At 60.9% G+C, this 12,898-nt stretch carries 12 protein-coding genes; 6 read left to right on the forward strand and 6 right to left on the reverse strand.

The genetic code is table 11. From position 1 onward, the window contains the following. Positions 1–11 precede the first annotated feature (11 nt). The 6 genes from HYX42_RS16630 to HYX42_RS16655 are packed head-to-tail and all read left to right on the forward strand — an operon-like array spanning position 12 to position 6,947. Positions 12–1,931 carry a feruloyl-CoA synthase gene (locus tag HYX42_RS16630; RefSeq protein ID WP_293405450.1) on the forward strand — a complete coding sequence of 640 codons (1,920 nt, stop codon included), beginning with the start codon at positions 12–14 and terminating at the stop codon, positions 1,929–1,931. 25 nt (positions 1,932–1,956) lie between these two features. After that, positions 1,957–3,210: a thiolase family protein gene (locus tag HYX42_RS16635; protein ID WP_293405037.1), complete on the forward strand. Its 1,254-nt coding sequence runs from the start codon at positions 1,957–1,959 to the stop codon at positions 3,208–3,210. A gap of 18 nt (positions 3,211–3,228) precedes the next feature. Continuing rightward, a complete protein-coding gene (locus HYX42_RS16640; protein WP_293405038.1) occupies positions 3,229–3,648 on the forward strand; it encodes a thioesterase family protein in 420 nt (139 codons plus the stop codon). A gap of 55 nt (positions 3,649–3,703) precedes the next feature. Further along, complete coding sequence (locus HYX42_RS16645; protein ID WP_293405040.1) at positions 3,704–4,708, forward strand: tripartite tricarboxylate transporter substrate-binding protein; 1,005 nt, start codon at positions 3,704–3,706, stop codon at positions 4,706–4,708. Between the two features lie 22 nt (positions 4,709–4,730). Beyond that, positions 4,731–6,476: an acyl-CoA dehydrogenase family protein gene (locus HYX42_RS16650; protein ID WP_293405042.1), complete on the forward strand. Its 1,746-nt coding sequence runs from the start codon at positions 4,731–4,733 to the stop codon at positions 6,474–6,476. A gap of 21 nt (positions 6,477–6,497) precedes the next feature. After that, positions 6,498–6,947 carry a MarR family transcriptional regulator gene (locus HYX42_RS16655; RefSeq protein ID WP_293405044.1) on the forward strand — a complete coding sequence of 150 codons (450 nt, stop codon included), beginning with the start codon at positions 6,498–6,500 and terminating at the stop codon, positions 6,945–6,947. Positions 6,948–7,216: 269 nt separating this feature from the next. Here HYX42_RS16655 and HYX42_RS16660 read toward each other — a convergent pair whose 3' ends face one another. From HYX42_RS16660 to HYX42_RS16685, 6 genes are all read right to left on the reverse strand, one after another. Continuing rightward, positions 7,217–8,014, reverse strand: a complete 798-nt coding sequence (locus HYX42_RS16660; RefSeq protein WP_293405046.1) for an SDR family oxidoreductase — start codon at positions 8,012–8,014, stop codon at positions 7,217–7,219. A 20-nt stretch (positions 8,015–8,034) separates the two neighbouring features. Next, positions 8,035–9,174, reverse strand: a complete 1,140-nt coding sequence (locus HYX42_RS16665) for a hypothetical protein (RefSeq protein ID WP_293405048.1) — start codon at positions 9,172–9,174, stop codon at positions 8,035–8,037. A gap of 395 nt (positions 9,175–9,569) precedes the next feature. Next, complete coding sequence (locus HYX42_RS16670) at positions 9,570–9,977, reverse strand: type II toxin-antitoxin system VapC family toxin (protein ID WP_293405049.1); 408 nt, start codon at positions 9,975–9,977, stop codon at positions 9,570–9,572. Next, on the reverse strand, positions 9,977–10,243 hold the full coding sequence (locus HYX42_RS16675) for a CopG family transcriptional regulator (RefSeq protein ID WP_293405051.1): 267 nt from the start codon (positions 10,241–10,243) through the stop codon (positions 9,977–9,979). Before HYX42_RS16675 ends, HYX42_RS16670 begins: the two co-directional genes overlap by 1 nt. Before the next feature lie 62 nt (positions 10,244–10,305). Beyond that, complete coding sequence (locus tag HYX42_RS16680; RefSeq protein WP_293405053.1) at positions 10,306–11,634, reverse strand: HlyD family type I secretion periplasmic adaptor subunit; 1,329 nt, start codon at positions 11,632–11,634, stop codon at positions 10,306–10,308. A gap of 20 nt (positions 11,635–11,654) precedes the next feature. After that, the gene (locus tag HYX42_RS16685; protein WP_293405055.1) at positions 11,655–12,887 is read right to left on the reverse strand and encodes an AMP-binding protein; all 1,233 of its coding nucleotides are present in this window, start codon (positions 12,885–12,887) and stop codon (positions 11,655–11,657) included. Between the last annotated feature and the right edge of the window lie 11 nt (positions 12,888–12,898).

Below are 12,898 nucleotides of genomic sequence, written 5' to 3' on the forward strand. Positions count from 1 at the left end.
TGCAAAGCCAGATGCAATCAGAGCAGGCGCAGCCCTTGAGCGCGGCTGCCTCACGTGTACCGGGATACCGCCCGCTGAAGTTTGGTGTGACCCGCGTGGTCATGACAAAGGGCGGTGACGGCAGCCACTTCCTCGAAGCAGACCAGCCCCTGCAAACCTACGCCACCCGCATGACAGACCGTTTTGTGCACTGGGCGCAGACCGACCCCGAGCGCGTGCTGATGGCCAGGCGTAAAAAAAATTCAGCAGCTGCAAATGGCAAGGGAAACATCGGTGGCGACTGGCAATACCTCAGCTACGGCAAGGCACTGCTTGACGCCCGTGCCATAGGCCAGGCGCTGCTGGATCGCGGCCTCAGCGCTGAACGCCCGGTGCTCATCCTCAGCGAGAACGGCCTTGAGCACGCACAGCTCGCGCTCGCCTGCATGCTGGTCGGCATTCCGTATTGCCCGGCCTCCCCGGCCTACAGCCTGGTCGCTTCGGATTACGGCAAGCTGCACCACATCTTCAAAACGCTCACGCCCGGCCTGGTGTTTGCGGCAGATGGCACCCGCTACGGCAAGGCATTGCAGGCGACGGCGGGCGAAGGCGTTGAGGTGGTGCTTGCCGAAGGCACATTGCCCGGCCGCGCCACCACGGCCTACGCAGATCTGCTAAAGACAAAAGCGACACCCCAGGTCGATGCCGCGATGCAGGCGACCGGGCCGGACACGATTGTCAAATTCCTTTTCACCTCGGGTTCGACCAAACTGCCCAAGGCCGTCATCAACACGCACCGCATGTGGTGCGCCAACCAGCAGCAGATGCGCCAGTCCATGCCGGTGCTGGCCGAACACGCGCCTGTGCTGGTCGACTGGCTGCCGTGGAACCACACCTTCGGCGGCAACCACAACGTCGGCATGGTGCTCTACAACGGCGGCACGCTCTACATCGATGACGGCAAACCCACGCCGGCGCTGATGGCCGAGACGCTGTACAACCTGCGCGAGATCGCACCCACGCTGTACTTCAATGTACCCACCGGCTTTGAAGCCATTGCCAGTGCGATGAAGACCGATGGGCAACTGCGCAAAAACCTGCTCTCTAAAGTACGCATGTTTTTTTATGCCGGTGCAAGCCTGGCGCAGCCGGTGTGGGACAGCCTGCACGAAACCCAGGAGCGCGAGATAGGCGAGCGCATTGTCATGGGTACAGGCCTGGGCATGACGGAGTCGTCACCGTTCGCAATTTTTATCACAAGCCCCAACGTCAGGGCCGGCGATATCGGTGTGCCCGCGCCCGGCATTCGCCTCAAGCTGGTCCCCATGAACGGCAAGACCGAGATCCGCTACAGCGGCCCCAACATCACGCCCGGCTACTGGCGCTCGCCTGATGCAACTGCTTCTGCGTTTGATGATGAAGGTTTTTTCTGCACCGGCGATGCCGTGAAATGGATTGATGAAAACGACATTCACCAGGGCCTGAAGTTTGACGGCCGCATTGCCGAAGATTTCAAACTGGGCACCGGCACCTTTGTCAGTGTCGGGCCGCTGCGCGCCAAGATCATCGCCGCCTGTGCGCCCTATGTGCAGGACGTGGTGCTGACCGGCATCAACCTCAAGGAGGTCGGCGCGCTGGTGTTCCCCACCGCAGCCGTGCGCTCGCTGGCAGGCGTTGCGACTGATGCACCGCTGCGCCATGCACTTGACAGCGCGCCCGTGGCGGCGCACTTCCAGAAAGTGCTCGACGAACTTTCCGCCGCCTCTACCGGCAGCGCCAACCGCATTGCGCGCATGCATCTGATGCACGAGCCGCCTTCGCTGGACAAGGGCGAGGTGACCGACAAGGGATCCATCAATCAGGGTGCGGTGCTCACACATCGCGCGCCGCTGGTGAGCGGCCTGCATGAGGATGCCATCTCTCCCATCTTCAAGCCCGCACAAGATAAATAAAGAACACAAGGCACACAAGACAAGCATGAAAGCCAAAGGATTTTTCTCTTCATTCAATGACGTCTGGATGCTGGACGGCATGCGCACGCCCATGGTCGATTACTGCGGCGCGCTGGGCCATATCTCGCCTACCGACCTCGGCATCAAGGCCGCACGCGCGGCCTTGCAAAAATCCGGCGTTGCCGGTACTGACATCGACTCCGTGCTGGCCGGCAACATGGCCCCCGGTGACTTCGGGCAGTTCATGCTGCCGCGCCATATCGGTCTTTATGCCGGTGTGCCGGTCGAGGTGCCCGCCATCATGGTGCAGCGCATTTGCGGCACGGGGTTTGAGTTGTTCCGCCAGGCCGGCGAGCAGATACAAAGCGGCGCGGCCGACGTGGCGTTGGTCGTCGGTACCGAGAGCATGACGCGCAACCCTATTGCTTCGTTTGAGCACCGCACCGGCTTCAAGTTGGGCGCGCCTGTCGGCTTCAAGGATTTCATGTGGGAGGCGCTGAAAGATTCAGCCGCCGGCATAGACATGATCCAGACCGCCGAGAACCTTGCCAGAAAATACGGCATCACACGCGGGCAGGTTGACGAATTTGCGTCGTCGTCGTTTGCCAAAGCCGTGGCTGCGCAGCAGTCCGGGTTTCACGCAGGTGAGATTGCAGCGGTGGGCAGCGAAAAGTTCGAGCTTGAAGGTTATGCGACGCGCGGTATTCGCCTTCAGGGCAAAACGGCAGAGCTGACACAAGACACACATGCGCGCCTGTCGCCCGTCGAAGTGCTGGCCAAACTGCACGCGGTGCACCCCGGCGGTGTGCAGACCGGTGGCAACAGCGCCGCGCTTGTGGATGCTGCCGCTGCCGCCGTAGTGGCCTCAGGCGCCTACGCCAGGGCGAACGGCAAGAAGCCGCTGGCGCGTGTGGTTGCAGCCGCAGCCGTCGGTGTGCCGCCCGAGATCATGGGCATAGGCCCTGCGCCTGCCATCCGCCTTTTGCTTGATCGCTGCGGTTTGGCACTGGACCAGATCGGCCGTTTTGAAATCAATGAAGCCCAGGGCGCACAGACGCTCGCGGTGGCCAAAGAGCTTGGCCTTGACATCAGCAAACTCAACGTCAATGGCGGCGCCATCGCCCTGGGTCACCCACTGGCTGCAACGGGTGTGCGGCTCACGCTGACCGTCGCACGCGAGATGCAGCGCGCCGGCGTGCGTTACGGCATTGCGTCGGCCTGTGTTGGCGGCGGGCAGGGCATTGCGCTTTTGCTTGAGAATCCTGAAGTCAACAACTGATCAAAGCGAAGCTGCGCCATGAGCAAAACCGTTATTTATGAATTCCCCGTCACCTTCGGCGATTGCGACCCGGCAGGCATCGTGTTCTACCCCAACTTCTCGCGCTGGATGGATGCCTCATCGCTCAACTTTTTCGTCAAATGCGGCGTGCCGACCTGGAAAGAGCTGGTCAAGACCACCGGCATCATCGGCACCCCGCTGCTTGAGATCAATACAAAATTCAGCAAGCCCGCCAGCTATGGCGATGTGCTGCAGATTCACACCAGCGTTGAAGAATGGCGCGGCAAGGCCTTCATGCAGCGCCATGTCGTGCGGCGGGGCGACGAGTTGATCTGTGAAGGCACGGAGATGCGCGCCTTCTGCATCCGCCATCCGGACGACCCGTCTCGCATCAAGGCCATCCCGGTGCCGGATGACATACGCGCCAGGTGCAGCTGACACCATCGATTTTTACCGTGACCTTCTGACTTCAATCATTACAAGGAGACATCTCATGCCCATCGCCCACAACCGTCGTCACTTCATCCAGACCGGTGCGGCCCTCGCTGCCGCTACCGCTGCCTACTCGCCGGCCTTCGTGCTGGCGCAGACCGTAGAGCAGGTCAAGATTCTTTACGGCTTCCCGGCCGGTAGCGCTGGCGACATCTGCGCGCGCCGTGTCGGCGACAAGATGGGCGGCACCAGATACGCGAAGAACAACGGCATTGTGGAGACCAAGGCCGGCGCCGGCGGCCGCATCGCGCTTGAAGGCCTGAAGATTGCACCCGCCGATGGCTCGGTGCTGGCGATGACGCCGTTCTCATGCGTGTCTCTCTACCCGCACATCTACAGCAAGCTGGCCTACGACCCGGTGAAAGACATTGTGGCTGTCGGTACGGCCTCCATGATTCACCACGGTTTTGCCGTCGGCCCGCTGGTGCCGGCCAGCGTCAAAACCCTGAGGGACTTCCTGGTCTGGGCCAGGGCCAACCCCAAGGATGCCAGCTATGGTTCGCCCGCTGCGGGCTCAACACCACACTTCATCGCCGCACTGCTGGGCCTGAACAACGGGGTGGATCTCAAACACATCGCCTACCGCGGCTCTGTGCCTGGTGTGACCGATACGGTGGGCGGCCAGATCGCGTCCATGTGTTGCCCGCACGGAGACCTGATCGCCAACCACAAGGCCGGCAAGCTGCGCATACTGGCGACTTCCGGCAAACAGCGTTCTACCTTTGTGCCCGACGTGCCGACGTTTGCAGAGCAGGGCTTTGCCGACCTGACGGTCGAGGAATGGTTTGGTTTTTATGCCCCGGCCCGTACACCGGCGTCCGTGGTGGCCGCCGCAAACGCCGCCATCAATGCAGCCATCAAGGACAAGGGTTATCTTGACGCCATGAATGTGGTTGGCCTGATTCCCTACGGCGGCACGGCCAGGGACATGGCGCTCAGCCAGAAGGTCGAGTTTGACCGCTGGGGCCCGCTGATCAAGCGGATAGGTTTTACCGCTGAGTCCTGATCTGTGCTGTTGAAGTTCTGCCTTGAATTACCAGCCCGTTCTTGAGGACCAGCACTTCATCCTGATGGAGGTGCTGCGTGCACCGGAAGTGCTGGCCGCGCTGCCGCCTTTTGCTGATTGTGATGCGGCGCTGATGCAGCAGGTGCTTGAAGAGGCAGGCAAGTTTGTCGCCGCCGAGATCGCCCCGCTGCACCGGGTCGGTGATGAAGAGGGTTGTGTCTTCAATGCCGGTGAGGTTCGGACGCCGCCTGGCTTCAAAGCCGCTTACCAGGCCTTCTGGCAGGCGGGATGGGCCAGCCTGTCGAGCGCGCCCGAAGACGGCGGCCAGGGCCTGCCCGAAGTGCTCAACCAGGTGCTGTATGAAATGCTCAGCGCCGCCAACCATGGCTGGACCATGGCGCCCGGACTGCTGCACGGTGCCTATGAATGCCTGAAGCACCACGGCAGCGCTCAGCTGACGGCTGCGTACCTGCCGAAAATTGCAACTGGCGAATGGCTGGCCACCATGTGCCTGACAGAGCCCCACGCAGGCAGTGACCTGGGCCTGGCGCGCACCAAAGGCACGCCGCGGCCCGATGGCAGCTACCGCGTCAGCGGCACCAAGATTTTCATCTCCGGCGGCGAGCACGACCTGAGCACCAACATCATCCACCTGGTGCTGGCGCGCCTGCCCGATGCGCCGCCCGGCCCCAAAGGCCTGTCGCTGTTCCTGGTGCCCAGGGTGTTGCCCGATAACGCGCGCAACGCGGTGCACTGCGAACGTATTGAAGAAAAAATGGGCCTGCACGGCAGCCCCACCTGCGTGATGCGTTTTGACGATGCCACCGGCTGGCTGGTGGGCGAGGCCAACCGCGGCCTCGCCGCCATGTTTGTGATGATGAACGCCGCACGCCTGCACGTCGGCCTGCAGGGTGTGGGCCTGCTTGATGCCGCGTGGCAAAAGGCCCATGCCTATTCAAACGAGCGTCGCCAGATGCGTGCGCCCGGGCCCAGAACATCTTCCGAGCCCTCAGACCTGATTGCCCGCCACCCGGCCATGCGGCGCATTCTTGATACCCAGCGCGCCTGGATAGACGGCGGCCGCGTGCTGGGCTGGCGCACTGCGCTTGAGCTTGACATCGCCCGCCATCACCCGGATGCCGCGCGCCGCGCCCAGGCCGAGCGCTGGTGCAGCCTGGTCACGCCCGTGCTCAAGGCCGCGCTCTCGCAGCAGGCCTTTCACGGCGGCAGCGAATGCCTGCAGGTGTTTGGCGGCCACGGTTATGTGCGCGAATGGGGCGTAGAGCAGATCGTGCGCGATGCGCGCGTCGCCATGATTTACGAAGGCACCAACGAAATCCAGGCCATAGACCTGCTGGTGCGCAAGGTGCTGGTCGACGGCGGCAAGGCCATGGGCCTGCTGTTGTCAGAGCTTGCCAGCACGCTGGATGCACAACACGAGGCCGATGCCACGGCCCTGCAGCTGATGGGTGAGATCAATGAGGTCACCGCCGCATTGGCAGCCGCTGCCCCCCACAACGCCGAACTGGCTTACTGGGTGGCTGACGACTACCTGCGCCTGGTGGCCCTCGCGCTGCAGGCCTGGGCCTGGTCGCAGATAGGCAGCACGCTGCGCAGCGCTTCTGCAATCGCCAGCACAGAACGCTGGTCCGCGCCATCGCAGGCCCTGCAGCTCTGGGTGCTGCCGGAGTTTGATATGCGCCTGGCCATCATCCGGGCGCGGCTGGCGGCATCTGCAGCAACCGCATCGCCCGCCTACTGCGCGTGAAGTGATGTGAAAATCCGTCCCATGCCCGAAAAAGCCCCCGCCACCGACAAGATCGACAGCTCCTACCTTGAGACGCTGATGGGCTACAACGCCACACGCGCGTCCATCAAGGTCATCGAGCTGTTCACCAAACGCATGGCGGTGTATGACCTGCGGCATGTGGACTTTTCCATCCTCTCCATCATCATGCACAACCCCGGCATCACCTCGCGCCAGCTCTGCGGTGTGCTCAGCATCCTGCCGCCCAACCTGGTCGGCAAGATCAGCCTGATGGAAAAACGCGAACTCGTCAGCCGCCGCCCCCATCCGCAAGACGGCCGCGCCGTGGGTCTCTATCTGACCGAAACCGGCGCCAAGCTGATGGCCGATGCCGAACGCACCGCCACTGCGCTTGAAGACGACGTGACGCAGAAGCTCAGCGCGGCAGAAAAAAAGACGCTGATGCGTCTTTTGCAGAAGATCTATCTTTAGGCTGGCTTTCCAGCAACTAAGGGAGGCATTGAATTTGCTATTAATTCAGTAGCTGCTCACGTGCGTATTTATTGGTCTGCAGCCTGATTTGGCACCTAAAAACAACCCTTTTTGGCCTTTTTTACGTCCGCTCCAGGCCTAAAACAGGCCAAATCCCTTAAAAGTTAATATAGAAGTTAACTTTTTGAATATTTTTAACGTACACGTCAAATTTTTAATGTTTACGATAAACCCCGGCACTGAACGCTCACAGAACCCGACAGTCGGCTTCAAACCGGCCTGGCCAGAAATTTCCGCATGCCAGCCAGCCAGCGGTCTACATTGGCGACCTTGCGCTCGGCAAAGCCCTGCACTTCGGGGTGCGGCAGGATCAGGAAGATTTCGTCTTCAATGCCCTTCATGGCGCAGGCGGCTACGTCGTCGGGCTCCAGCAGTTTGCCGACTTTGGCAAACGCGTCTGAGGCGGCATTGCCCGAGCTGATCGAGTCTTCCAGCAGTCTGGTGCGCACCGCCTGCGGGCAGATGACGCTGACCTTGATGCCTGCATCGCCGTGCGTGATGGACAGCCACTCGGCCAGCGCAATAGCGGCGTGTTTGGTCACTGCGTAGGGCGCTGCGCCCGGGCTGGTCAGCAGGCCGGCGGCCGAACAGGTGCTGAGCAGGTAGCCACTGCCACGGGCCAGCATGCCGGGCAGCACGGCGCGTGCTGCATACACATGGGCCATGACGTTGATGCCCCATGAGCGCTCCCATTTGCTGTCGGGCGCATCGGCCCCGCCTTCATCGACGATGCCGGCGTTGGGGCAGAACAAATCGACCGGCCCAAAGCGCGATTCTGCTTCTTCAACCAGCCGCTTGATGGCCGCCTCGCTGGACACATCAGCCGCCATACCAAAGGCACGGCCACCGCTTGCGACAATCTCGCCTGCCACGCGCTGTGCATCTGCCTCGTTCAGGTCGCTGACCAGCACGCCGCGTGCGCCGGCGGCGGCCATGCGTTTTGCCAGCGCCTCGCCAATGCCATTGCCTGCGCCGGTCAGCACGGCTACCTTGTTGTCCATCTTCATGGTGTTGATCCTGCGCTGTGTCAGTGTGGGGTCGCCTGCACCGGCTTTGCGAGCGGTGCCTGCGTCGGGTGGTCATAGGGGTGCGAACGCACCAGTGGTTTGCCGCAATCTGGTGCCCGTGCGCAGGCCGTGTCCCACCAGGCGAGCAGGCGGTCTTCGGCCGCGTAGTCAAAATCGTCAGGGCCGAGCCGGCCTGACAGCCCGTCAACCAGCGGCGGCGACTGCAGCCAGTACGCCACGGTTTTGCGAATCCAGTCGGCGGGCGTCACCGCATCTTCGTAGCCCAGCTGCAGCCGGGCTTTTTCATTGCTGACCAGCGAATGCCGCAGGCGCCCCGCATCGACATCGCTTGCACGCACCCAGTTGTATTCACCGGCCATGGGCACGGCAGAACGGCCCAGGGCGCAGATGGCGGCGGGAATGTCGACAGCCTCGAACTGGTGGTTCATGGCGCTGGCAACCAGCTCTACCCATTCGCGTTGTGTGTACTGGCGCGTATCTGCGGCGTGGTAAATCTCGCCGCCTGCACGCTGCGGCTGGTCAAGCACCAGGCCCACCAGCCGGGCTGCGTTGGGCGATGCGCAGCGGCCCTGCAGGGCAAGGCCCGCACCCTGATAAATCCATCGGCTGCGGCTATCCAGCACGCGCCTGATCACGTGCCACTCCAGTGGAACAACGGCATGCGGGCCATAGACATAGGGGTAGCGAACCACGGTGGAGACAAAATCCCCGCGTGCATGGGCGGCCAGCACCGCCTCTTCGGTTTGCGCAATTTTCGCCAGCAAACCGCGCAGGCCCGCGGGCGCGTGCTGCGCCGTCTCGCAGGGGAAATCCTCGCACATGGGCACGCCCGGCTGCATGCCGACCACTGGCGTGCCGCTGATGGACACAAAGTGCCCGGTACGGCCGCGCAGCGCGGCCGCCAGGTGGCGTATGCGGCCATAGGTGGCGACGGTGACATCCCAGCTGCGGCCGGCAAGGTCGTGGTCTATCGTGCTTTCGTGGTGCGGATCGCCATGGATGTGTTCCATGTCATCCAGCTCGGGGACTTCATGCAACCCCCGGTGGTAAATCGTGACCTCATAGCCGCGGGCGCGCAGCTCTGCCGAAATGGCAATGCCCGTGGCCGCCGTGCCGCCCACCAGAAGTGCGGTTTTCATGCTGCCTGCTGGCCTGTTTTGCGCTGAACTGTCATGTGTCCTGTCTCCACTGGATGGCCTGCCTTCCTGCGGGAGCATGGGCCGTGTCAGGCATGCGCATCAGGCCCAATGAGACAGGGATACGAAAGCGTGACTTCTGGTGCTATCAATTCAGTAGCTTTTCACGTACGTATCTATTAGCCTACAGCCTGATTTGATGCCTGAAAATGACTTCTTTTGACATCCATTGGCGACCTGAAAAGACAAAAAACCTGAAAAGTTAATATGGAAGTTAACTTTACGGAGCTTTTAACATGCACGTTAAATGTTCAATGCCTGCAAAAATTTCTAACCGCGAGGGACATTCAGCACCCGACGTGAATTTAATCTCTGCCTTTGCTGCCTCAGGCAGAAAGTCATGGTCTGAACGCTTTGACTTTGAGAGACGTAATCGCCGAAAAATGTTTGGTGTTGGCCGTCAGTAGGGGCAGGTCGTGTTGTAGCGCGGTGGCTGCGATCAGCGCATCCGCCAGGTAGACGCTGTGTGAAAGACTGTATTTCTCAACCAGCGTGCACGCAAGGCTGCTAATGTCTTGCGTCAGCGGCAAGATGTCTTCTTCACCCGACTTGAAGGCTTTTTGTATGGCTTTGAGTTCGGTCTTGTTGCGACAACCCTGAACAAGCTCCATGTAAGACACCGCAGAGATATACCAGTCACCAGCACCTTCCAGCGCAGCGACGGCCTTCGGGTTGCCGCGCATAAACCAGATCAGCACATCGGAGTCAACAATCAGGCTCCTGCCCGAAACCAGTGCGGCTGCCATTAGAAGCGGGGCTTGCGCAGCATACTGACGTAATTCGATGGGTCGGCCATGTTTGTGCGATCAGACCAGAGGCCTTTGATGTTCTGCAGTCGTTGTACCTTTGCGCCTGTGGTATTTGCAGGCTGACTGTCAAGAAACTGATCGACGGCACGGCGAATCAATTCACTCTTGGAGCCGCCCGTCCGTCGACTAGCGTTTTCAAGCCGCTTCTGCTGAACATGGGTCAGGTAGATCTGTGTTCTTGCGAGGGTTTGATCAGTTTTCATGATGTATAAATTGTACATTACCAATCAACTTCTACGCTTGCGCTGCGTATTTCAGTGGTGCACTACCGCTCCCGCGCAGCTTCTTGCGCCACCTTTTGAACCGGTGACAGCAGGTACTCCAGCACCGTGCGCTGCCCCTGATGGATTTCCGCCTGCACCACCATGCCTGGCGCCAGCTTCATCAACTCACCATTCGAGGATCGCAGTTCCTGGCTTACCAGCTTGACCAGCGCTTTGTAGCTTTGCGGGCTCTGGCCCATCGCCGTGGCTTTCTGGGGGTCGTTGGCCGAAGAGTCAGCACTTACAACTTGTACCGAGCCCTCAAGCATGCCGTACTTCTGGAAGGGGTAGGCCTGCAGCTTGACCTTCACACGTTGACCTTGCGCGACAAACCCGACGTCTTCATTGCGAATCGCCACTTCGGCCAAGAGTGGTTCGTCTTTGGGGATCAGGCTGAGCAGCGCCGCACCTGGCTGAACCACCGCACCCGGGCTGTAGGTGGCCATGTCCTTGACCGTGCCGTTTTCTGTGGCCTTCAGCTCCAGCAGGCCCGACTTGTACACCTGTTTTTGCAACTCACCCTCGGTGCGTTGCTGCTGGCTTTGCAGATCCATGCGCTCGTTGTGCAACTGGCTTTCATAGCCCGACCTGATCTGCGCCAACTTCTTGCGCGACTGCTCTACGGCAGCGGTCAACGCGCCCATGTTGGACTCCTGGCTTTTGAGTTCCTGCTCTTTTTCAATCTTCTCGCGTATCTTGTCGTTGGCCCCAAGCGCCGACACGAAGCCTTCCTTGACCAGTTTTTCGTAGGAGTTGGCAGACTGCTGGTACAGCGGCACTGTCACCTGCAGTTTGGTCAGCTGCTGGCGCGCGCTGGCCAGGTCGTGTTGTGATCGCTCCAGCGTGGCCTGCTCCTGGGCCAGTGCATCAAGGTAGCTTTGCCGTCGTGCGCGGTATTGCGCCAGCACATGGTTTGCCACCTCGGGCGGGTCACGGCTGTCAACCAGCAAAGGCTGGCCACGCAGTTCGGCGTCAATGCGGCGCAGACTTAATGCCTTCAGTGCCGCATCTGCCTTCAGCGTGCCCATGTCGGCGCTGGCTGTAGTGGCATCCATGCGCATCAAAACCTGGCCCGCCTTGACTTCTTCACCGTCGCGCACAAGAACCTCACGCACAATGCCGGCCTCGGCGGGTTGCAGTACCCTGCTGTAGTTACGCGGCACCAGCCGGCCTTCGGCGCCGGCAATGATGTCCAGCTTGCCAAAGGCGGCCCAGGCAAGCAGAGCGCCAAACAGGCCCATGGTGACGTAACCCACAGTGCGAGGCAGCCGCGCTGGTGGACGCTCCTGAATTGCGAGCAGGTCGGGTTGAAAGTCGTTGGCAAGGCTCACAAATATTCTTTCGTGGGAGATCAAATTTCACATACAAACTCTTCAAACTTGCCAGAGGCGGGTTTGGGTATATGCGTTGGGTAATACGCAAACTGGTAGTCAAAACGATGCATCATCGACTTTTGTACCAACTGGTATTGGGTGATGTTGGCCACGCTTGAAAAGTCACGAAAACCTGTCAAAGGCCAGTGGCTGCGACCGTCCGGCAGCTTGACCATGCCACGCTGGCGACCCAGCACACGCTTCAGTGTGGGTAGGCCCCGGCCACACCCGCACACCGGCCCAGGCTCGGCATAGTCGCCAATGTCATAGCGCACCAGAGGGCTGGCAAAGTTGAGTAAATCGGTGACCACCACGCGCCCGACTTCACCGGCTTTGCAGGGCTGGCCGTCCGGCCTCAGCACTTCCACGATCAAGCCTTCGGCCATGGTGTGATACAGGCCACTGTGGGGGCATTCAATCGCAATGACGCCCACCTCCTCGGAACTGTAGGTATCGGCAATAGTGATGCCCAATTTGTCGCGGGTCTGGCTGCGCAAGGCATCACTCAGCGTTTCACCGATGGTCCGAACCTGAACCAGACCTGGTAGATCCGGTTTGCCTTGCAATTGGTATAGGACGGCGTGCCATACACCCGGATAGATCAACAGATACTGCGGCTGCTTGAGCCGCAGCCACGCCACAAGGGCCGATGTGTCGGTGGTCACGGGCACGCCGTAGAAGGGGCCTGACTCAAACAGGTCGCCAACAGGCGAACCCCAGGCTGGCAGGTCAAAGGCTTCTGGCAGGTTCGCGCGCACTATCGCCAGCCGGCCTTTGGAGTCGCGGCCATGCCACAGATGTTCACGCAGGGTGGTGGCCAGCCAGAATAGCTGGTTGACGGCCGTGCGGTAAACCATCACCGGCTCGCCTGTGGAGCCCGATGTCTTTTTAGGCGCTGTGGGCTTGTGCGCCGGGGGCACCACCCGGCTGTGAAAGTTGGTGCCCGCCCGTTGTACATCCGCACGCGTCGTGACCGGAAATTGCCTGAACGCCTCCAGCGACTGGCAAAGTTGCCCGACCGTGCAGCGGTGCAGGCCGGCGCGTTGCTGCAACCATGGCGACTGTCGTTCAAAATGCCTGAGAAAAATGGCGAGCTGCGACAGTTGCCCGGCTTGAAGGGCCGCAACATCCAGCCATTGCGAACGCTCCAGCCAGTGCACCAGCGCCACCAATTGTGCGTTGTCGGCCTTCACGATGGGTGGCCATTGCACGCCCGCAATGG

Source organism: Polaromonas sp. (assembly GCF_016185115.1).
Taxonomy (GTDB): Bacteria; Pseudomonadota; Gammaproteobacteria; order Burkholderiales; family Burkholderiaceae_C; genus Polaromonas.